Annotated in this window: 21 protein-coding genes and 1 pseudogene; 11 read left to right on the forward strand and 11 right to left on the reverse strand. The window is 72.7% G+C overall.

The annotated features are described in order from the left end of the window. Positions 1-74: 74 nt before the first annotated feature. Positions 75-827 carry an SDR family oxidoreductase gene (locus ACFYT9_RS27905; protein WP_389168375.1) on the reverse strand — a complete coding sequence of 251 codons (753 nt, stop codon included), beginning with the start codon at positions 825-827 and terminating at the stop codon, positions 75-77. An 83-nt stretch (positions 828-910) separates the two neighbouring features. Here ACFYT9_RS27905 and ACFYT9_RS27910 point away from each other — a divergent pair, with 83 nt between their 5' ends. Further along, positions 911-1,507 carry a TetR/AcrR family transcriptional regulator gene (locus tag ACFYT9_RS27910; protein ID WP_389168377.1) on the forward strand — a complete coding sequence of 199 codons (597 nt, stop codon included), beginning with the start codon at positions 911-913 and terminating at the stop codon, positions 1,505-1,507. 403 nt (positions 1,508-1,910) lie between these two features. Continuing rightward, positions 1,911-3,377 (forward strand): sensor histidine kinase, encoded by a 1,467-nt coding sequence (locus ACFYT9_RS27915; protein ID WP_376602420.1) that lies wholly within the window; start codon positions 1,911-1,913, stop codon positions 3,375-3,377. 275 nt (positions 3,378-3,652) lie between these two features. Here the strand turns inward: ACFYT9_RS27915 and ACFYT9_RS27920 are convergent, their stop codons facing one another. Further along, positions 3,653-3,910 (reverse strand): WhiB family transcriptional regulator, encoded by a 258-nt coding sequence (locus ACFYT9_RS27920; protein ID WP_003953983.1) that lies wholly within the window; start codon positions 3,908-3,910, stop codon positions 3,653-3,655. A 318-nt stretch (positions 3,911-4,228) separates the two neighbouring features. Then, positions 4,229-5,197 carry a diacylglycerol/lipid kinase family protein gene (locus ACFYT9_RS27925; RefSeq protein WP_387275159.1) on the reverse strand — a complete coding sequence of 323 codons (969 nt, stop codon included), beginning with the start codon at positions 5,195-5,197 and terminating at the stop codon, positions 4,229-4,231. Between the two features lie 134 nt (positions 5,198-5,331). Here ACFYT9_RS27925 and ACFYT9_RS27930 point away from each other — a divergent pair, with 134 nt between their 5' ends. Further along, positions 5,332-5,775 carry a hypothetical protein gene (locus tag ACFYT9_RS27930; protein ID WP_387275161.1) on the forward strand — a complete coding sequence of 148 codons (444 nt, stop codon included), beginning with the start codon at positions 5,332-5,334 and terminating at the stop codon, positions 5,773-5,775. Positions 5,776-5,777: 2 nt separating this feature from the next. Here the strand turns inward: ACFYT9_RS27930 and ACFYT9_RS27935 are convergent, their stop codons facing one another. From ACFYT9_RS27935 to ACFYT9_RS27945, 3 genes are all read right to left on the reverse strand, one after another. After that, the gene (locus tag ACFYT9_RS27935) at positions 5,778-6,818 is read right to left on the reverse strand and encodes an RNA polymerase sigma factor SigF (protein WP_389168379.1); all 1,041 of its coding nucleotides are present in this window, start codon (positions 6,816-6,818) and stop codon (positions 5,778-5,780) included. After that, positions 6,815-7,228: an anti-sigma regulatory factor gene (locus ACFYT9_RS27940; RefSeq protein WP_362524394.1), complete on the reverse strand. Its 414-nt coding sequence runs from the start codon at positions 7,226-7,228 to the stop codon at positions 6,815-6,817. Before ACFYT9_RS27940 ends, ACFYT9_RS27935 begins: the two co-directional genes overlap by 4 nt. Positions 7,229-7,513: 285 nt before the next feature. Continuing rightward, a complete protein-coding gene (locus tag ACFYT9_RS27945) occupies positions 7,514-7,774 on the reverse strand; it encodes a UBP-type zinc finger domain-containing protein (RefSeq protein ID WP_360318499.1) in 261 nt (86 codons plus the stop codon). A gap of 185 nt (positions 7,775-7,959) precedes the next feature. Between ACFYT9_RS27945 and ACFYT9_RS27950 the strand changes: the two genes are divergently transcribed. After that, the gene (locus ACFYT9_RS27950; protein WP_387275166.1) at positions 7,960-9,555 is read left to right on the forward strand and encodes a Na+/H+ antiporter; all 1,596 of its coding nucleotides are present in this window, start codon (positions 7,960-7,962) and stop codon (positions 9,553-9,555) included. Here the strand turns inward: ACFYT9_RS27950 and ACFYT9_RS27955 are convergent. Then, a complete protein-coding gene (locus ACFYT9_RS27955) occupies positions 9,552-10,442 on the reverse strand; it encodes a 1-aminocyclopropane-1-carboxylate deaminase/D-cysteine desulfhydrase (protein WP_389168381.1) in 891 nt (296 codons plus the stop codon). The genes ACFYT9_RS27950 and ACFYT9_RS27955 overlap by 4 nt on opposite strands. Positions 10,443-10,634: 192 nt before the next feature. Next, positions 10,635-11,225: an N-acetylmuramoyl-L-alanine amidase gene (locus ACFYT9_RS27960; RefSeq protein WP_387275170.1), complete on the reverse strand. Its 591-nt coding sequence runs from the start codon at positions 11,223-11,225 to the stop codon at positions 10,635-10,637. A 266-nt stretch (positions 11,226-11,491) separates the two neighbouring features. On the opposite strand from ACFYT9_RS27960, the gene ACFYT9_RS27965 reads away from it, so the two are divergent. The 5 genes from ACFYT9_RS27965 to ACFYT9_RS27985 all read left to right on the forward strand — a co-directional run bounded on the left by ACFYT9_RS27965 (position 11,492) and on the right by ACFYT9_RS27985 (position 15,510). Continuing rightward, positions 11,492-12,907 carry a family 2B encapsulin nanocompartment shell protein gene (locus ACFYT9_RS27965; protein ID WP_389168383.1) on the forward strand — a complete coding sequence of 472 codons (1,416 nt, stop codon included), beginning with the start codon at positions 11,492-11,494 and terminating at the stop codon, positions 12,905-12,907. Positions 12,908-13,025: 118 nt separating this feature from the next. After that, a complete protein-coding gene (locus tag ACFYT9_RS27970; protein WP_389168385.1) occupies positions 13,026-14,075 on the forward strand; it encodes a family 2 encapsulin nanocompartment cargo protein polyprenyl transferase in 1,050 nt (349 codons plus the stop codon). A gap of 100 nt (positions 14,076-14,175) precedes the next feature. Further along, positions 14,176-14,757 carry a dihydrofolate reductase family protein gene (locus tag ACFYT9_RS27975; protein ID WP_389168387.1) on the forward strand — a complete coding sequence of 194 codons (582 nt, stop codon included), beginning with the start codon at positions 14,176-14,178 and terminating at the stop codon, positions 14,755-14,757. Between the two features lie 36 nt (positions 14,758-14,793). Then, a complete protein-coding gene (locus ACFYT9_RS27980) occupies positions 14,794-15,048 on the forward strand; it encodes a hypothetical protein (RefSeq protein ID WP_376602396.1) in 255 nt (84 codons plus the stop codon). A 42-nt stretch (positions 15,049-15,090) separates the two neighbouring features. Beyond that, positions 15,091-15,510 (forward strand): DUF6304 family protein, encoded by a 420-nt coding sequence (locus ACFYT9_RS27985; RefSeq protein WP_376602397.1) that lies wholly within the window; start codon positions 15,091-15,093, stop codon positions 15,508-15,510. Positions 15,511-15,549: 39 nt separating this feature from the next. Here ACFYT9_RS27985 and snpA read toward each other — a convergent pair whose 3' ends face one another. Further along, the gene (gene snpA, locus ACFYT9_RS27990) at positions 15,550-16,197 is read right to left on the reverse strand and encodes a snapalysin (protein ID WP_387275178.1); all 648 of its coding nucleotides are present in this window, start codon (positions 16,195-16,197) and stop codon (positions 15,550-15,552) included. A 188-nt stretch (positions 16,198-16,385) separates the two neighbouring features. Here snpA and ACFYT9_RS27995 point away from each other — a divergent pair, with 188 nt between their 5' ends. Then, the gene (locus ACFYT9_RS27995; protein ID WP_387275180.1) at positions 16,386-17,345 is read left to right on the forward strand and encodes a LysR family transcriptional regulator; all 960 of its coding nucleotides are present in this window, start codon (positions 16,386-16,388) and stop codon (positions 17,343-17,345) included. Positions 17,346-17,441: 96 nt separating this feature from the next. Here ACFYT9_RS27995 and ACFYT9_RS28000 read toward each other — a convergent pair whose 3' ends face one another. Beyond that, positions 17,442-18,575: a hypothetical protein gene (locus ACFYT9_RS28000; protein ID WP_389168390.1), complete on the reverse strand. Its 1,134-nt coding sequence runs from the start codon at positions 18,573-18,575 to the stop codon at positions 17,442-17,444. Positions 18,576-18,645: 70 nt separating this feature from the next. Between ACFYT9_RS28000 and ACFYT9_RS28005 the strand changes: the two are divergent. Further along, a pseudogene (locus ACFYT9_RS28005) lies at positions 18,646-19,596 on the forward strand (hypothetical protein); the annotation flags it as partial. A gap of 195 nt (positions 19,597-19,791) precedes the next feature. On the opposite strand, the gene sodN reads toward ACFYT9_RS28005, so the two are convergent. After that, complete coding sequence (sodN, locus tag ACFYT9_RS28010; RefSeq protein WP_030207400.1) at positions 19,792-20,187, reverse strand: superoxide dismutase, Ni; 396 nt, start codon at positions 20,185-20,187, stop codon at positions 19,792-19,794. Positions 20,188-20,281: the final 94 nt, after the last annotated feature.

Genomic DNA, 20,281 nt, shown 5'->3' on the forward strand with positions numbered 1-20,281 from the left:
CCTCCTCCGCCCGGGCCGCCCCGCCCTCCCCTCGCCCTCCCCTCGCCCCTCATCGGCCCCCGCCCAGGGTCGGCTCAGGTCAGCGAGCCTCCCGTGGCGTCGATCCAGGCGCCCGTCACCCAGCGGGCCTCGTCCGAGGCGAGGAAGGCCACCACGTCGGCTATGTCCGACGGGCTTCCGACCCCGCCGAGCGCCGAGTGCGCCGCCGCCCCGGCCCACGCCTCCTCGCTGCCGCGCAGCCATCCGGCGTTGATGTCCGTGTCCACGATCCCGGGCGCCACCGAGTTGACCGTGATCCCGCGCCCGCCCAGCAGCTTCGAGAGGTCACGGGTGAAGACGTCCAGGGCGGCCTTCGACATGGAGTAGGCGATCAGGTCCGGCATCAGTGCCGTCCTGCTCAGCCCGGTCGACACATTGACGATCCGGCCGCCGTCCCGCAGCCGCTCCGCCCCCAGCCGCGCGAGGAAGAACGGCGCCTTCGTGTTCACCGCGAACACCCGCTCGAACTCCTCCTCGCTGATCGTCCCGAAGGGGTTCGAAGCCGCGATGCCCGCGTTGTTCACCAGGATGTCCAGCCCGTCCGCCCGCGCGTCGAAGGCCGCCCAGAGCGCCGCCGCGTCCCCCGGCACCCCCAGCTCCTGCCCGATCGCGAACGCCTCGCCGCCCGCCGCCTCGATCGCGGCGACCGCCTCCTTCGCCGCCGCCTCGTTCGCCCCGTAGTGCACGCCGACCCGTGCGCCGTCCCGGCCCAGCCGCTCGGCGATCCCCCGTCCGATGCCCCGGCTCGCGCCCGTGACCAGTGCCGTCTTCCCCGTGAGCACGCCCATGGCGACGCCCCCCTCATTTCCTAGTGGTCGTTACAGAAAAACCGTACTCCATGATCCCTAACGCGCGCTATAGAATTCACCCCATGGCGACGAAACAGCGCGGCCGCCCCCGCTCCTTCGACCGGCCCACGGCCCTGGAGCAGGCGACGATGGCCTTCTGGGAACGGGGCTACGAGACGACCTCCGTCTCCGACCTGACCCGTGTCATGGGCATCAGCGCCCCGAGCCTTTACGCGGCCTTCGGGGACAAGCGGACGCTCTTCGAGGAGGTCGTGGCGGAGTACGCGCTCTCGCACGGAGCCTTCGGCGCCCGGGCCTTCGCGGAGGAGCCGACGGCCCGCGCCGGCGTCGCGCGGATGCTCCGCGAGGCCGCCCTCCACTTCACGGAGCCCGGCCACCCCCGCGGCTGCCTGGTGATCTCGGCGGCGATCAACTGCTCCAGCCCCGAGGTGGAGGAGTCCCTGCGGGCCCGGCGGAACGCCAACCTGGCCGGCATCGAGGAGCGGATCCGCCAGGACGTGGACTCCGGCGAGCTGCCCGCCGCCACCGACCCCCGCGTGCTGGCCCGCCTCGGCGGAGCCGTGCTCCAGGGCATGTCCCAGCAGGCCCGCGACGGGGCGACGGCGGAGGAGCTGACGGCGGTGGCGGAGGCGGCGATGCTCGCCTGGCCCCCGGCCTGACGGCGCGGGAACCGCGACCGGCGGCGCGGAGGAGCCGGAGGCGGCAAGGGCCGGAAGGGGAGAGAGACGAGTCCGGAACGACCGCGGGCCGCGGCGCCTGGCGGGACCCTCAACCCGCCCGGCACCGCAGCCCGGGTGTGCCCGGCCGGGGGTGTGCGGACCCTCGGCCGTGAAGGGAGGTCTCGGCGCAGTCAGGGCAGAGAGCGCCGGGTACCTCGTCCATCCTCCTGTGCGGGGAGGATGGAGGCTGTGTGGAGTTCGATGCGCCCATTGTGGACTAGACCATTCTTGTCTGTCCATCCACCTGAACGCGGTGTTTCCGGGCCCATCCTCCAACACGCGGCCCCGAAGAGCCAGGTTCACCAGCCGTTAATTCCGCGGGTACGCTCGCACCGTGCCCTCCATGAACGACCTCGTCCGCCAGCACACCGCCCTGAGCGACTCCGACCTGGAGTGGCTCCACCTGCTGGTGTCGGAGTGGCAGCTGCTCTCCGACCTCTCCTTCGCCGACCTCGTCCTGTGGGTCCCCACCCTCGACGGCACCCGGTACGTCTCCGTCGCCCAGATGCGGCCGAACACCGGCCCGACCTCGTACCAGGACGACATGGTCGGCCACCTCGTCCCGCGAGGCCGCCGCCCGCTCCTGGACGCGGCCCTGGACGAGGGCCGGATCGTCCGCGAGGGCGACCCCGAGTGGCGCGAGGAGGTCCCAGTCCGGGTCGAGTCCATCCCGGTGCGGCGCGAGGGCCGGGTCCTCGGCGTGATCGCCCGCAACACCAACCTGCTGACCGTCCGCACCCCCTCCCGGCTGGAGCTCACCTACCTCCAGTCGGCCTCGGACCTCGCCCAGATGATCGCGGCCGGCTCCTTCCCCTACCCCGGCGAGCAGTCCGACATGGACTCCCTGCCGCGGGCCGGCGACGGACTCGTTCGCCTGGACGCCGACGGCATGGTCCAGTACGCCTCGCCCAACGCCCTCTCCGCCTACCACCGGCTCGGCCTCGCCGCCGATCTGGTCGGCCAGCACCTCGGCCAGATCACCGCCGAACTGGCTCCTTCCCGCGGCCCGGTCGACGAGGCCCTGGTCAAGCTCGCCTCCGGCTACGCCCCCAGGAACTTCGAGGTGGAGGGCAGCGGCGGGGTCATCCAGCTGCGGGCCATCCCGCTCAAGCCCAAGGGCAGCCGGATCGGCTCCCTGGTCCTGCTCCGGGACGTCACCGAACTGCGCCGCCGCGAGCGCGAGTTGATCACCAAGGACGCCACCATCCGGGAGATCCACCACCGGGTGAAGAACAACCTCCAGACGGTGGCCGCCCTGTTGCGCCTCCAGGCCCGCCGGATGGATTCCGACCGGGGGCGCGAGGCCCTCAACGAGGCGGTCCGGCGCGTCGGTTCGATCGCCATCGTCCACGAGACTCTGTCCCAGAACCTGGACGAGCGGGTCGAGTTCGACGAGATCGCCGACCGGGTCATCGCGATGGTCGCCGAGATCTCCCCGGGCAAGGTCACCTGCCGGCGCAACGGCCGCTTCGGCATCCTGGACGCGGAGGTCGCCACCCCGCTCTCCATGGTCCTCACCGAGATCCTGCAGAACGCCCTGGAGCACGCCTTCGCCCCCGGTGAGCACGGCACGGTGGAGGTCAGCGCGGTCCGCGGCGAGCCCCGCCCGGACAGCCGGCTCCTCATCACCGTCCGGGACGACGGCCGGGGCCTGCCCGAGGGCTTCGACCCGCAGAAGGCCGGCAACCTCGGCCTCCAGATCGTACGGACCCTGGTGGAAGGGGAGTTGGGCGGCACCTTCGACATGCGGCCCGGCAGCGAGGGCGGCACGAAGGTGGTCCTGGACATCCCGGTGCGCCCGCAGAAGTGAGGCCGCACCCGTGATGACGGGTCGTCCGACGACGGGGGATCCGTCATCAGGGGGGATTCGCCATCACGGGGGATTCGCCATCACGGGGGATTCGCCATCACGGGGGATTCGTGATCACGGACAGCAGCGAGCCCCGGACCGAAGTGAATCGGTCCGGGGCTCGAATGCTGTGGGTTACTGCTGCACTGCTTTACTGCTCTGCGCGCTGCGGCTCGGGGGGCGGTGATTGCGTACACGGTGTACGCGCCGCCTCAGCCTCAGGCTGTGCAGGTGGCTCAGGCGCTGGCGTTGCGCGCCCGGTTGCGGGCGGCACGGCGCTTCATCGCGCGGCGCTCGTCCTCGCTGAGGCCACCCCAGACGCCGGAGTCCTGGCCGGACTCGAGCGCCCACTGCAGGCACTGCTCCATGACGGGGCAGCGGCGGCAGACGGCCTTGGCTTCCTCGATCTGCAGCAGCGCAGGACCGGTGTTGCCGATGGGGAAGAACAGCTCGGGGTCTTCCTCACGACAAACGGCGTTGTGACGCCAGTCCATGGCTGCTACCTCTCTTGGTTATTACGTGCAAGTTGCTTGTGAATGTGAACGCTTTCACGAATCCCCCAACAAGTGAAGGGCCGACTGCCGGATGAACCGGTGTGGTCCTTGGTTTGAGGAGGGGTTCTGGCTTTCAGTGGAGGCCGGTCTTGCGGGCCGTCCCGATCGCCAAGAAGAGACTCGCAAACCTCGGCAGCGGATACAACCCCTTCCGGAAAGTTTTTTTTGATTCCTCGGTGTCGGCTAGGTCACAGCCGTACTTCTAAGGGGTGGATGCGCGCCTAAACGTTCGAGTGCAAGGACTTTCGGCCCTTCCACTCACACAATCACACGCAGTGCACGGCGTACGCCTGTGAACGTCACGCTCGTACGCAGTCCGAGGTGGTCTCCGTCCATCTGGAGGGGGAGAGGCACCTTCGAATGCAAGGTGAAGTCGGTCAGGTCATGGAGAGTTGTCGCGTGCCTGCCGCGAGGGCCCCGTTCGGGGGTGGAAGTGAGCAGCTGGGTGGCGTACCGGGCCACCGCCGGCGTCGACAGACGGCTCAGTCCGAGCACGTCGAGCGCGGTCTCGAAGGACGCCTCCGGGGACGCGTACACCGGGCGATTGCCCAGGTAGGTCCAGGGGGAGGTGTTGCAGATTATGGAGAGGACCAGGTTCTCCACCGGCTCGGCGCCGGGCCGCTCCAGGGTGATCGTCCCGTGCCGCCGGTTCGGTTCCTCCAGGAACTGACGGAACACCTGGCGCAGATACAGGGCGTGGGTGGACCGCTTCCCCCGCTCGCGCTGCTGTTCGACCCGGCCGATCACGCTGGCGTCGAAACCGAGGCCGGCGCAGAAGGTGAACCAGCGGGCCGGCACCTCCTCGTCCGGCGTCCCCGGGGTCCCCGACGCGAGCCCGAGGCTCACCGTCCGGGCTCTCCGCTCGCGGAGCGCGTCCAGCAGCGCGCCGGTCGCCTCCACGGCGTCGTTCGGCAGCCCCAGCGCGCGGGCGAAGACATTGGTCGAACCGCCCGGCACCACCGCCAGGCCCGGCAGTCGCTCCGGATCGGGCCCGTCGTGCAGCAGCCCGTTCACGACCTCGTTGACCGTGCCGTCGCCACCCAGGGCCACGACCAGGTCGATCTCCCCCGACTCGGCCGCCCTCCGGCCGAGGTCCCGGGCGTGCCCGCGGTACTCGGTGGAGACGGCCTCCAGCTTCATCTCGCTGGCCAGCGCGTGGATCAGCACGTCACGGGTGCGGGCACTGGTGGTGGTGGCTGCCGGGTTGACCACGAGAAGTGCGCGCATGACCGCCAGCGTACCTACCCGGGGGTACCGATCCCACTCCCGCCCGATCCCCGGACACCTCCCCGGACGTCTCCGCGGGTCCCGGCCCGGGTCTCGGCCCCGGCTCTCCGGCCGCCCCCGTTACGCTGCCCTTCATGAGCAGCGCGGAGCAGAGCAGTACGGAGCAGAACGGCACGGAGCGGGCACCCCGCCCGAACCGGCTGGCCGCCGCCGCGGGCGTGGCCCTCGTCGAGGCCGTCGGGCTCCTCGCCGGCGGTGCCTACGTGCTGGTGCGGACCCTCCTCGACGGAGACGCCGACCTCACCGGCGGGGTGACCGGCGGTGTGACACTGCTCGCACTCGGCCTGATCCCGCTCGCGGCCGCCCTCGGCCTGTGGCGGATGCGCTCCTGGAGCCGCGGCCCCGCCGTGATCACCCAGATCCTCGCCCTGCCGGTCGCCTGGCAGATGCTCCAGACCGACGGCGTGATCCCCTACGGGATCGTCCTCGCCGTCCTCGCCGTGACCGGGCTCGTCCTGCTGGTCAACCCGGCCACGACCGAGGCGCTCGGCATCCGGCGCCCCGGCCGGGAGAGCTGACCTCACTCCTCCACGAGGAGCTTCTCCCGCAGCTGCGCCAGGGTCCTGGCGAGCAGCCGGGAGACGTGCATCTGCGAGATGCCGACCTCCTGCGCGATCTGGGACTGGGTCATGTTCCCGAAGAACCGGAGCAGCAGGATCCGCTTCTCCCGCGGCGGAAGGTCCTCCAGGAGCGGCTTGAGCGACTCCCGGTACTCGACCCCTTCCAGGGCCTCGTCCTCCGCGCCCAGGGTGTCCGCGACCGCCGGCGACTCGTCGTCCGTGTCCGGCACGTCCAGGGAGAGCGTCGAGTAGGCGTTCGCCGACTCCAGGCCCTCCAGGACCTCCTCCTCGGAGATCCCGAGGCGCTCGGCCAGCTCGTGCACGGTCGGTGACCGTCCGTGCTGCTGCGACAGCTCCGCCGTGGCCGTCGTCAGCGACAGCCGCAGCTCCTGGAGCCGGCGCGGCACCCGGACCGCCCAGCCCTTGTCGCGGAAGTGCCGCTTGATCTCGCCGACCACCGTGGGCGTCGCGTACGTGGAGAACTCCACGCCCCGCTCCGGGTCGAACCGGTCGACCGACTTGATCAGGCCGATCGTCGCCACCTGCGTCAGGTCGTCCAGCGGCTCGCCGCGGTTGCGGAAGCGCCGCGCCAGGTGCTCGACCAGCGGCAGGTGCATCCGCACCAGCCGGTTGCGCAGTTCGGCCTTCTCCGGGGAGCCCTCCGGCAGCGACCGCAGCTCCACGAAGAGCGCGCGGGCGCCGCTGCGGTCCTGCGGGTGGGGGCCGCGGGGCGCGCCGTCGCCCCCGCCGTCCACCACGGCCTCCACCGTTGCCTCAGTGGCGCCGGCTTCCGGCGCCTCGGGGGCAACGGCATCGGCCACGGCGGCCACGGCGCTCCCGTCCGGGGCCGATGCCGATGCCGGTGCCGGTGTCTGTGCCGGGGGAGCCTCGTCGTGCTGCTCGTGCTCGCTCATCTGGTCCGCCTGCTGCTCCGTAGCGACCTCATGCGGCCCCGCCGCCTGCTGACCGGGGATGCCGGCCGTCGCGTCCCCGCTCCTCACGCCGGGCCTGGCCCCGCGCCGCGCTGTTTGTACAGGCTGATCGAGACCGTTTTGTCCTCCGCGACCGAGGACTCCACCTTCCCGGCCAGCGCCGACAGCACCGTCCAGGCGAAGGTGTCCCGCTCGGGGGCGCGGCCGTCCGTCGTCGGCGCGGACACGGTCACGTCGAGGGAGTCGTCCACCAGCCGGAAGACGCAGCTCAGGACCGAGCCGGGCACCGCCTGCTGGAGCAGGATCGCGCACGCCTCGTCCACCGCGATCCGCAAGTCCTCGATCTCGTCGAGGGTGAAGTCCAAGCGCGCCGCGAGGCCGGCCGTGGCCGTACGCAGCACGGACAGATAGGCACCCGCAGCGGGCAGCCGGACTTCCACGAAGTCCTGGGTCCCGGGCTCGCCTGCGATCTGGGACACCCTCACCTCCAAGGTGGCACAAGCTCATTCGGGGCCCGGGGGAAGGCCCCCGGACCGGGCGGCTCACGCAGGGGCTGCGCGGTCCGCCGTGACGCTATCGCGATCCATCCTGCCGTGTCGCCGCAAGCCCTCGGGCCCCCGAACCGGTCCGTCACTCATGGTAGGCCCATGGGTGCGGACGGTGGCCAGGGGTGTGCGGGGGTCAAAAAAGCGGCGACCGGCGGAGGTGTGACGTACCCAGCGGCTCCCCGCTCGAACCGCTCCGGCCCCAAGAGGCCGTCGGGCTCAGACGAGCGCCTCGTCCACGAAGCACCAGCGCCACGCCTCGCCCGGCTCGAAGGTCCGCATCACCGGATGTCCGGTGGCGTCGAAGTGCCCGGTCGCGTGCCGCCCCTGCGAGGAGTCGCAGCAGCCCACGTGCCCGCAGGTCAGGCAGAGCCGGAGCTGCACCGGGTTGGTGCCGTCGGCCAGGCACTCGGGGCAGGTCCGGTGGAGCGGGGCCGGCTCGGGGCGCGGCATTTCTGCTACGTGCGGGCACTCGATCATGATGGCCAGGGTACGTGGCGGACGCCCCGGACCGGCCGGTCCCGACCGGGCATCCCACCGGGCGTCCCACCGGGCGTCCGGCCGGCCGTCCCGACCGTCAGGACGGGACCGGACCGGTGGACCGGCGAACGGCGTGCCGAAGCGGCGTGACGAGGACGAGAAGGAACGGGGAGGCGGAGGGCGGCATGGACGCACTGCGGCTGGTGGCACTGGTGGCGGCGAGCGCGGCGGTGGCGGGGCTCGCCCGCCGCACGCCCGTACCGGCGCCGCTCCTCCTCGTCGCGGCCGGTCTGGCCGCCTCGTACGTCCCCGGGGTCCCCGACTACACGCTCGACCCCCACATCGTGCTGCCGCTCATCCTGCCGCCGCTGCTCTACACCGCCGCCGTCGACTCCTCCTACCTGGACCTGCGGGCCAACATCCGCCCGGTCGCGCTGCTCTCCGTCGGCTACGTCCTCTTCGCCACCGTGGCCGTCGGCTGGCTCGCGTACGTCCTCGTCCCCGACCTGCCGCTGACCGCGGCGCTCGTCCTCGGCGCGGTGATCGCCCCGCCGGACGCCGTGGCCGCCACCGCCATCGCCCGCAAGCTCGGCCTTCCCCACCGGATCACCACGATCCTCCAGGGCGAGTCCCTGGTGAACGACGCGACCGCGATCACCGCCTACAAGGTCGCCCTCGCCGCCGCCGTCGGCGAGGGCATCAGCTGGGCCGGCGGCCTCGGCGAGTTCGCCCTCGCCGCGGTCGGCGGCGTGGGCGTCGGCCTGATCCTCATGGTGCCGATCCACTGGCTGCGGACCCGGCTCACCGAACCCCTGCTCCAGAACACCCTCTCCCTCCTCATCCCCTTCATCGCCTACGCGGCGGCCGAGGAGGTGCACGCCTCCGGGGTGCTGGCCGTCGTCGTGGTCGGCCTCTTCCTCGGGCACAAGGCGTGGAAGGTCGACTTCGCGACCCGCCTCCAGGAGGAGGCGGTGTGGAAGATGGTCGCCTTCGTCCTGGAGTCCGCCGTCTTCGCGCTGATCGGCCTCCAGCTGCCCTACGTCGTCCGCGAGCTCGACCCGTACGGCATCGGCGAAGCCCTCTGGTACGCCTTCGGGGTCTTCGTCCTCGTCGTCGTGGTCCGCTTCGTCTGGGTCTTCCCGGCCACCTTCCTGCCCCGCAAGCTCTCCGCCCGGGTCCGGGAGCGCGAGCCCGGCGTCGACTGGAGGGCGCCCGTGGTCGTCGGCTGGGCCGGCATGCGCGGCGTGGTCTCCCTCGCCATCGCCTTCTCCATCCCCGTCGTCACCGACGGCGTCGAGTTCCCCGCCCGCAACCTCGTCCTCTTCCTCACCTTCACCACCGTCATCGGCACCCTCGTCGTCCAGGGCCTCACCCTGCCCCCGCTGATCCGCGCCCTGAAGCTCCCGGGCCGCGACCGCTACCAGGAGACCCTCGCCGAGGCGCAGGCCCAGAGCGAGGCGTCCCGGGCCGCGCTGGCCCGGCTCGACGACCTCCTCGCCGACGAGCGCAACGCCCTGCCGGACCCCCTCGCCGACCGCCTCCGCACGGTCCTGGAGCGCCGCCGCAACAGCGTCTGGGAGCGCCTCGGCGCCGTCAACGAACTCACCGGCGAGACCGCCGACGACACCTACCGCCGCCTCTCGCGCGAAATGATCGAGGCCGAGCGCGAGGTGTTCGTCCGGCTGCGCGACGAGCGCCGCATCGACGACGAGATGATGCGCACCCTCCTGCGCCGTCTCGACCTGGAGGAGGCCGCCGCCCACCGCGAGGAGACGGACTAGAAGCCCCCGCCCCCGGTGATCACGGCGGCGATCCGGGTTCCGGGCGGGAAGGCGTCCTCCTCGGCGAGGGAGACCAGGGCGAGGAGCATTTTGGCGACATACAGCCGCTCGATGGCGAGTCCATGCCGCGCCTCGAAGTCCTGTGCGAACGCGTCGAGCGCCGGGGGCGTGCGCCCGTAGCCCCCGCAGTGGAACCGCTCGTCCAGCCACCAGTCGCCGCGGCGGCCGCCGTACGCGGCCTCCTGGAGGCCCAGCACCTCGGCGCCGAGGAAACCGCCCCCCACCACCGGCACGCCCAGCGTCCGGCCGTCGAAACCGGCCGCGAGCCCCGCCACGGTGCCGCCCGTGCCGCAGGCCACCGCGGCCACGTCCGCGCGCCCGGACAGCTCCCGCCCCAGCGCCCCGCACCCCTCCACCGCGAGCGCGTTGCTGCCGCCCTCGGGGACCACGTAGGCGCCCTCGGGGGCCCGTGCGAGGAGGGCGGCGAGCACGGAGGGTTCGTGCTTCGCCCGGTACGTGGCGCGGTCCACGAACTCCAGCCGCATCCCGTCCGCCGCGCACCGCGCCAGCGACGGGTTCAGCGGCCGCCCCGCCAGCTCGTCGCCGCGCACGATCCCGATCGTCGGGAAGCCCAGCAGCCGGCCCGCGGCGGCGGTGGCCCGCAGGTGGTTGGAGTACGCGCCCCCGAAGGTCAGCATCGGCCGCCCGGCGGCCGCGCGCAGGTTGAGCGCGAGCTTGCGCCACTTGTTGCCGGGCAGGTCGGGGTGGATGAGGTCGTCGCGCTTGAGCAGCAGCGTCAGCCCGCGCCCGGTGAACCGTTCGTCCTCCACCGGCTCCAGGGGGGAGGGGAGCCGGGGCCGCAGGGCGGAGAGGTCGTACGTGTCCACCCCGCCATTCTCGCGGGCCGCGGACACGGCGGGCGCACCGGGACCGGACCCGCCGCACGCGCGCGCCCGGCGACGACCGTCACGCGCGCGTACAGACCGGGAAAACCCCCTACGCGCGCAGAACGGGCCAGGAGCCCCTGCGTGCGTACAGACCCGGGCCCCCGTGTGCCCGCGCGTGCCCCCGGCCGGGTGTCAGCGCAGCAGTTCGGCGATCCGCTCCCGCATCGACGCCATGGTGAAGCCGCGCGGGTCCACCTTCCCCGGCTGCCACTCCCGGTGCCCGATCACCGAGCGGTGCGTCCAGCCGTGCGCCCGGCAGAGCGCCGCCGACGCCTTCGCGATCGCCTCCAGCTGGACCTTGGGCCAGGGGTCCTGGCCGTCGCCGAGGTTCTCGCACTCGAAGCCGTAGAAGTGCCGGTTGCCGTCGGAGGTGGCCTCGTCGTCCCGGGGCAGGGCCTTCTCCGCGATCACGGCCCGCAGCACCTCGTCGTCGCCGAGGCCGGCGTGGTTGGCGCGCCCGTGGCCGACCAGATGGACCGTGCCGTCCTTGGCGATCACGCCGTGGCAGAGCGGGCCGGGCAGCCCCGCGTACCCGTCCCGGCAGACGCGGACGGTGTGCGCGGTGCCCCGGGTGACGGTGTGGTGGATCATCACCCCGTGCACCGGCCCCCAGGGGCCCTTGTGGTTCCTGTTGTGGGTGGACCAGTCGCCGACCTCGACGACCGAGAGACCCTCGCCGCGCAGTGCGCCGAGGATCCTGCTCGCGGACAGCGGAACGGCCATGGCGTGCTCCTTCCAGCCTTCCGGCTCCCGCCGGAACGGACCGAGCTTCCGGAGTACCGGAGTCCGCTCCTCCGCTGCCATCCGTTCGGGCCGTGTGCGAGCCGATCCGGACACCCCGGCCGGGTCGTGACTTCCTCCGTCCGGACGGAAATCGGGCGACATGCCCCGAAGATCGCCGAACAGTCCCACCCGATTGTGTAATGGCGCGGCCACGCTCCGTGCTGAAAGGCTTCCTGTCGCAAGCCAGACGTACGAGAGGGAGTTCCATGTCCGTTGGTTCGGTTGGCGACGAGGTCCTGGCGGAGCGGCAGGCCCCGCGGCAGAGTCTCGGCACCGCCGCCGCGCGGAACCTCGCCTCGACCACCAAGTCGGCCCCGCAGATGCAGGAGATCACCTCCCGCTGGCTGCTGCGGACGCTGCCCTGGGTCGAGACGAAGGGCGGTGCCTACCGGGTCAACCGGCGGCTCAGCCACTCGGTGGGCGACGGCCGCGTCACCTTCGTCCAGACCGGCGAGCGGGTCGCCGTGATCCCCGCCGAGCTCGGCGAACTGCCGGCCCTGCGCGGGTACGAGGACGAGGCGGCCCTCGGCGAGCTCGCGGACCGCTGCGTCCAGCGCGAGTTCGCCGCGGGCGAGGTCATCGCCGTCGCCGGAGCCCCCGCGGACCGCGTCCTCCTCCTCGCGCACGGCCGCGTCGAGCGGCTCGGCGAGGGACCGTACGGCGACGAGACGGTGCTCGGCGTCCTCGCCGACGGCTCCTACTTCGGAGAGGACTCCCTCCTCTCCGACGGCGCCGCCTGGGAGTGGACCGCCCGCGCCGCGACCGCCTGCACGGTCCTGGAGCTCAGCCGCGCCGACGTGACCGCGCTCGCCGCCCGCGCCGGCTCGCTCGCCGCCCATCTCGCGTCGGTCGCCGGTCGTCGGGAGCGGCCCACCAACGGCTACGGCGAGGCCGCCATCGACCTCTCTGCCGGCCACGTCGGCGAGGCCGTCGTGCCGCACACCTTCGTGGACTACGAGGCAGCTCCGCGCGAGTACGAGCTGAGCCTCGCCCAGACCGTGCTCAAGGTCCACACGCGCGTGGCGGACCTCTACAACCACCCGATGAACCAGACCGAGCACCAGCTGCGGCTCACCGTCGAGGCGCTGCGCGAGCGCCAGGAGCACGAGCTCGTCAACAACAAGGAGTTCGGTCTCCTCGCCAACTGCGACTACGGACAGCGGATCCAGCCGCACGACGGCGTCCCCGGCCCCGACGACCTCGACGAGCTGCTCTCCCTCCGCCGCGACTCCAAGCTCTTCCTCGCCCACCCGAAGGCCGTCGCCGCCATCGGCCGCGAGCTCAACCGGCGGGGTCTGGTGCCGGAGACGATCGACATGGCCGGCACCCGGGTCCCGACCTGGCGCGGGGTCCCGATCCTCCCCTGCGACAAGATCCCGGTGACCGCCGCGGGCACCAGCTCGATCATCTGCATGCGTACCGGCGAGTCGGACCAGGGCGTCATCGGCCTGCACCAGACCGGCCTCCCGGACGAGGTGGAGCCCGGCCTCTCCGTCCGCTTCATGGGCATCGACGAGCAGGCGATCATCTCCTACCTGGTCACGGCCTACTACTCCGCCGCCGTGCTCGTGCCCGACGCCCTCGGCGTCCTGGAGAACGTCGAGATCGGCCGCCGGCGCTGACGGCTCCGGCCGGGTCCGGGGCCCCACCCCGGGGCCCGGCCGGTCACCACCCCGAAACCCCGCCCCCCGGCCGCGCGTCCCACCGCGCGGCCCGCCGCGAAGAAGGACGACCAAGACCGTGACGCTGACGACCGCGGATCCCGTCACCGACGGGCCGGGCGCCGCAGCGCTCCTCGACCGTACGAGGACCGCCGTGGACCCCCAGATCCGCTCCACCGTCGACACCCTGCCCGGCTCGATACGCCGTGTGGCGATGTACCACTTCGGCTGGGAGGACGCCGACGGCAGCCCCGTGACCGGCCAGGCCGGAAAGGCGATCCGCCCCGCCCTGGTGCTCGCCGCCGCCCGCGCGCTGGGCGCCGAGGAGGGAAGGGCCGTGAAGGCGGCGGCCGCCGTCGAACTGGCCCACAACTTCACCCTGCTTCACGACGACATCGTCGACGAGGACCCGACCCGCCGTCACCGCCCCACCGCCTGGACCGTCTTCGGGATCCCCGACGCCCTGATGGCCGGCGACGCCATGAACGCGCTCGCGCTCCGGCTGCTCGCCGAGGACCCGCACCCCGCCTCCGCGGCGGCCACCGCCCGCCTCGCCGCCTGCGTCATCGAGCTCTGCGCCGGGCAACAGGCGGACTGCGCCTTCGAGTCCCGCGGCCCCCGCGAGGTCTCCCTCGACGAGTGCCTCGCCATGGCCACCGCCAAGACCGGTGCCCTGCTGGGCTGTTCCTGCGCCCTCGGCGCGCTCTACGCGGGCGCGGGGGAGGAGGAGGTGGCGGCGCTCGACTCCTTCGGCCGCGAGGCGGGTCTCGCCTTCCAGCTCATCGACGACCTCATCGGCATCTGGGGCGACCCGGAGCGCACCGGCAAGCCCGCCGGCGCCGACCTCGTCGCCCGCAAGAAGTCGCTGCCCGTCGTCGCGGCGCTCACCTCCGGCACCGAAGCCGCTGCGGAGCTGGCCGAGTTGTACACCCGCGACACCCTGGACGAGCGGGCGGTGCGGGCCGCGGCCGACGCCGTCGAGCGGGCCGGAGGCCGGGACTGGGCGCAGGCCCAGGCGGCGGACCGGATGGGCCGGGCCGTCGAGCACCTGGCGCGCGCGGTGCCGGACCTCTCGGCGGCCGGAGACCTGCTCGCCCTCGCGGAGTTCGTGACCCGTAGAACCCGCTGAGAACCGGATCCCGTTCGGGCTTGCGCGACCACTACAGATGAAGCACTATGTCTGTCGTGGTCGCGCTCGCGGTCACGCCCCCAGAGAAACAGGACCCGGTTTGCGCAAGCTGACGTACTACATCGCCTGCTCCATCGACGGCTTCATCGGCGACCCGCAGGGCGATGCGACCTCCATGTACTCCTTCGTGAACGAGGAGTACATGGCATGGATGAACGGCGAGTACCCCGAGACCGTCCCCGCCCACATGCGGGAGCCGATGGGGATCGACGCCGACAACAAGCACTTCGACACCGTGATCCAGGGCTTCGGCTCGTACCGGCTCGCCCTGGACGCGGGCGTCGCCAGCCCGTACGCCCACCTCCGCGAGTTCGTCGCCACGCGCTCGCTCACCGAGTCGCCCGACCCGAACGTCGAGCTGATCGCCGACGACCTCGTCGGCCGGATCCGGGAGCTCAAGGCGGAGGAGGGCGGGCTCGGCATCTGGCTGTGCGGCGGCTCCGTCGTCGCCGGCGAGCTCGTGGACGAGATCGACGAGCTGGTCATCAAGACCTACCCGCAGGTCTACGGCTCCGGCATGCCGATGTTCGGCGCCGGCTTCGAGCCCCGCGACTTCGAGCTCGGCACCGTCCGCGTCTTCGACAACGGCGTGCTGGTCCGTACGTACACCAGGACGCGGTAGCGGGCGGGCCGCGGCCCCGCGGCCTACCCTTGGTGCATGGGTCACGAAACGCCCCGCACCGTGAGGGACCCGCTGGCCGCGCCGCCCTGCCCGGCCTGCGGACGGCCCCGCGCCACCGTCGCGACCCGGCACAAGGTCCTCGGGGCCTGGGTGCCGGAATGGCGGGTGCAGCCCTGCCGCGACCCCGGCTGCCGGCTCTTCGAGGCACCGGATCCCGACGGCACGGAAGCCACTACCACGCAGGTCACCGGCAAGAACGGCGAGAACGGGAGAAGTCCGGCCACAGGGTGACCGGCCGCGCGCCGGAGCCGGTCATACCGCTACAGTCCGCGCATGTCATCGGAGTCGACAGAAGTCTGGACCGGTTGGTACCGGGACCGCCGCGGTGCGGAAGCGCTCGTCATCACGGCCGACGGCGGGCAGGTCACCGCCCGTGTCAGGGGAATCGAGTACACGGGCGCGGGTTTCGCCGCGCTCACCGCCGCCGGCGAGGGCGGGGAGACCCTCACCGGCTGCGTCCTGGAGTGGGACCTGCCGCTCCCCGTCGTCACCGACGGCACCGCCCAACAGGCCACGCTGAGCTGCCTGCTCACCCTCGGCGAGCGGGCCGACCTCAGCCTGACCCTGCACTACGGCGGCACCGCCTTCGAAGCGGTCGTCGCCGGCGGCGACTTCGAGGGGGCACTGGCCCGGCTGCGCGGCCAGCTCCCCGAGGGCGCCGACTTCGGCCGGCGGATCCTGTCGGCCGTGTGACGACGGCGCCCCCGGGGCCCCTCGCGGGGTCCGTACCGGTCAGCCCTTGAAGGCGGAAGCGAGCCCGTAGCGCCACAACTGGTCGACGCGGGCCCGCTCCTGCGCGTTCGGGGTGGCGTTCCGGCAGGACGGGCCGGGGCCGCCGCCCGACATCAGCTCGCTGCACGGACCGCTGTAGCGGTCCGGCAGCCCGAGCACGTGCCCGGTCTCGTGGGCCGTCACCCGCGTGGAGTCGTACTGCTGGTTCTGCCGGTAGTCGAGGAAGATGTAGCCGCTGCCGTGCCCGTCGGTGCTCGCGTACGAGCCCCGCGAGTCGTTCCCCTCGTAGTACCGGAAGTCCGGGTTGCTGCCCTCGACGAGCCGCACGTTGACCACCGAGCTGTTCCATATCTGCGTGGAACGGGCGATCTGGGTGCGGAAGCTGGGGGCGTTGGCGGCGCTGTAGACCACCGTGACGGCCGCGGCGGCGGACGGGTTCGCCGCCCGCTTCTTCGCGACGGACCGCATGACGGCGTCGAAGAACGCCTGGTTGGCCTCGGCCTCCGCCGCGGAACCGGCGTACCCGGCGTACGCGTGCGCGGTGGTGTCCGGTGCGGCGGCCGCCGGCGCGGCCGCGCCGAGCGAGACCGCGAGACCGAGGCCGAGGGCGGCGGTGAGGGTACGGGTGAGGACCTTGGGGTGTCGCATGGGGGGCTCCTCCTGATCGGTGTCGGGAGAGAGTCTCGAGGCGCGGGAGGCCGCCGGGAAGGATGCCGAACCCCGATAGCACGCTCACATCCCCCCGAAAGGGAAATCTCAATTGGCCTCTTTTTAAGGGCAGTTGAGGGGATCCGGACGTCTGGTGCGGGACCGGAACCCCGCCCTACGCTCGGGGCATGGAGCTGGAGGTGAGACACCTGCGCGCGCTCTGCGCCATCGCGGACGCCGGCAGCCTGCACAAGGCCGCGCGGCAACTGGGCATGAGCCAGCCCTCGCTGACCACCCAGCTGCGCCGCATCGAGAACGCGCTGGGCGCCGAACTCTTCTCCCGGGGCCGCACCGGCTGCCGCCCCACCCCGCTCGGCCGCTCCGTGCTCAGCAGGGCCCGCCCGCTCGTCGCCGACATGGCCGCGTTCGTCACCGAGACCCTCGCGGAGGCGTCCCGCGCCGAGGGGCCCGAGCTCCGCGTCGGCTCCACCGCCAGCCGGGCCCTGCCGGGCTGGCTGCGGCGGCTGCGCGAACGGTTCCCCGGTACCGACGTCGGACTGCGCGTGGACGTCTCCGCCCACGCCCTGCTGCGGGAGGTCGCCGGCGGTCGGCTCGACGTGGCCTTCGTCCACGAGGTCGAGGGCTGCCCCCTACGGGTCCCCGAGGGCCTCGTACGGCGCGTCCTGGTCGCCCGCGAGCCCCAGTTCGTCTCCCTCGCCCCGGGCCATCCGGCCGCCGCCCGCCCCGTGGTGGACCTCGCCGACCTCGCGGGCGACCACTGGATGGTCGACCCCAGCGTGGACGGCGAGTGGGACGGGCTGCGCCGGGTCCTCGCGGCGGCCGGGATCGACCCGCCCCTCCTCCACGGCGACTACCACACGGCCGCCTCGCTCATCGCGCTCGGCGAGGCCGTCGCCCCCTGCCAGCCGACCTCGGTGCCCCGCGAGGACCTCGCCGTCCGCCCCCTGCGCGGCGACCCGCTCGCCGTCCGTCTGCTGCTCTGCGCCCGCCCCGGCACCCTCGTCGACCCGCTCCACGCCGACCTCGCCGACGCCTACCGCGAGGCCGCCCACCGCTCGGCCCCCTACCGCGCCTGGCTCCGCGCCGGAGGCACGGCGGGCCCCTGCCTCCCCGGAGACCGCCCCTGAGGACCCGGACACAAGGGCACGAGGGCACGAGGGCACGACGAAGGGGGTCTACGGGATCACCCGCCTCCGCGGCATCCTCGTCCGCCGCCGCTGGGATCAGCTCTGTGGCGGCCAGGGCCCGTCGAGCAGGCGTCCTGCCTCCTCGACGATCGCTTCCGCCGACCGGTCCCGGTCGCCGCGTCGGACCGCCGACCGGTCGTTGTAGGCGTCGGTCCTGTCGACCAGCGGCCTGAGCGACTGCGGCCGGGCCAGTGCGCCCCAGCCCTCGTACGTGATCAGGTCGCCGCCGGCGCCGGGGTCCAGGCTGCCGTTCACGATCAGCCGGAGCCACCAGCGGACGAGTTCCCAGCGGGCCGCTTCCCACGGGAGGTCCGTGGTGTCGGACGGGAGGTCCTGGAGCAGGCCGAGTTCGGCCGGCACCCGGTCGAAGAGAGCGTCGGCCCGCTCGTGCTCGGAGCGTGACAGGCCGGCGAGGAGAGGGAGGGACTCCGTCTCGACGTCGAGGACCAGGGCCGTGAGGCCGGCCTCGATGAGCTGCTCCGGGTGATGCCGACGGCCGATCAGGCGTTCCAGGGCCAGCATCCGGAGGCAGTCGACGGCCTCCCGCGCCGTCGTGGCGTACGGCGTGAAGGGCGTGGGCAGGGTGACGTCGATGCCCGGTCCACCGTCGACGAAGTACGACCAGAAGTCGATGGTCGTACGGGAGACGAGGCCGCTCGACCGGCCGGCGAACTCGTGGTGGATGTAGTCGGCGAGGTCGTTCCCGTACAGGATGATGTCGGTCTGGTGGACGGACAGGACGGGATGCCCGTGCTCGCCCGCCGTCCCCGGCAGGTAGCGGTGTCCGTAGACCGGGACCAGCTGTGGCGCGCTCTCCAGCTCGGTCCTCGCGACCCGCAGTGCCTCGGATGTCTCCGACGGCCTCGACGGCCAGGCGGGATGCCAGAACCCGCTCCGTTCCACGTCGAAGAGCACGCCGTCCACCGGCCACGCCAGTCGTCCGGCCAGGTCCTCGGCGTCGCCGCCGCGCCAGTCGGGCCAGCTCGACGAGCCGTGCGGGAGGCCGGCGGAGAGGAAGACGCGGTGGTCCGCCGAGAAGGTGAAGCCGAACCGTGCCTCGGTCGCGTCGAGTTCGCGCTCGCTGAGGCCCGGGCCGATCGCGGTGCCGAGCATGCTCTGGAGGCGCCGGGCGTCTTCCCGGGTCAGGAGCGGTGGCGGCTGGGCGGTCATGCCCTCAGCGTAGTGAGCGGTACGGCCCCGCAGGCCACGAGGCCGTGGAAGGCCGCGGTCCACCCGGTGCCCGCCGTGGAGGACGTGGGAGGAAATCCCTCCGGGCGAGGCGACCGCCCGTGGGATCCACGCACCGGTCCACGCCCTGTCCGGAGGCGCCGCCGGGGCGATCGTCATCGCACCGGGCGACGCCCGCGGCACTCTGCTGACTCCGGAGAACCACGGCGGGTACTGCTGCGGCCTCGACGGGGCCGACGGCCCGAACATGGCCTGCGAGGCCTGCGGTCTGCCCGTGGCGAGCCGGATCGACGACTGCTCGCTCTGGCAGGCGGTGTGGCTCGCCCCGGACGCGGTCCGACGCCTCCCCGTCGACGGCGCCTCCCCACCTCTCTCCTGGCCGGAGGTGCTGGCGGAGGGGAAGGCGACGCCTCCGGTCGAGCCGATCACCGCCAGATGGGAGTCCCCGCCGGGGCGGAACCACTGGTGGTCCTGGAGTCCGCGCTGGGAGGCCGCGGCCGGCCAGGCACTCGCCCACCTGCTGGCGGCCTCGGAGGGCCGGCCGGTCACGGTCCCGGACGGCCTGACCGGGGACGTGTTCCAGCGTGCCCTGGACGCCTTGCTCCCGCCCACGGGGCCGCCGGAGCGGCGGTCGGCCCTGGCCGGGCCGGGACGGCCCGCCCCCGAAGCGGACGCCGACATCCTCCTCGTGCCCGTTCATCAGCAGACGGGGGAGACCTGGACCCCGCCCGGCCCGGCACCCTCCGCGCCCTTGGTGCCGCTGCCGTTCGGAGTGTGGCTGTGGCTGGCGTTCCCCGAGCCGCATCTGCCCCTGCCCGCGTCGGGGTGCATGCCCGACGGCGTCCTCCGCGACGACCCGCCCGCGCCCCGTCCCTCGTCCCTGTTCCGTGCCGATCCGGGAACGTTCCAGCGCACCCTGGTCCGCCTGCCGGCCGTCCGCAGCCGGTGGCTGCGCGAGATCCTCGATGACGTCGCAGAGCGCAGACGGGGCGGCCTCTTCTAGTACGGCGTCAGGGAACCCGGCCCTCCGGCACGCGTCCGCCGTCGTCACGTCGCGGATCCACCCGACCTGACGGCCCCGGGGGAAAAGACCGCACCCGGGCCGCCATGGACGCCGTGCTCGGCGGCCTGCAGCCCGGGTGCGGAGAGGTGAGCGACACGACCCGCGAGACGGCGGGCCGAAGCGCCTGACCGGAGATCAGGCCTTCTTGGTCTCCCAGAAGATGCGGTCGATCTCGGCGATGAGTTCGAGCGCCTTCTCGCCGGTCTTCGGGTCGGTGGACGCCTTGGCGGCCGAGAGGGCCTTCAGGGTGTCGTTGACCAGCTGGTTGAGCTCGGGGTACTTCTCGAAGTGCGGGGCCTTGAAGTAGTCGCTCCACAGCACCGAGACGTGGTGCTTGGCGAGTTCCGCGCGCTGCTCCTTGATGACCGTGGCGCGGGCCCGGAAGTGCGGGTCCTCGTTCGCCTGGTACTTCTCCTGGACAGCCTTGACGGATTCGGCCTCGATGCGGGCCTGGGCCGGGTCGTACACGCCGCAGGGGAGGTCGCAGTGGGCGCTGACCTTGACCTTGGGGGCAAACAGGCGGGAGAGCATGGAGCCGTCCTTCCTCGTGATCGTCTTCTCAAGTGGGAGATTACTCGGTGAGAAGGGCGTTTTCGCGAGCGCCCCCTGGGGCTTAGGTCAAAAG

This window comes from Streptomyces sp. NPDC004435, from assembly GCF_042873895.1.
Taxonomy (GTDB): Bacteria; Actinomycetota; Actinomycetes; order Streptomycetales; family Streptomycetaceae; genus Streptomyces.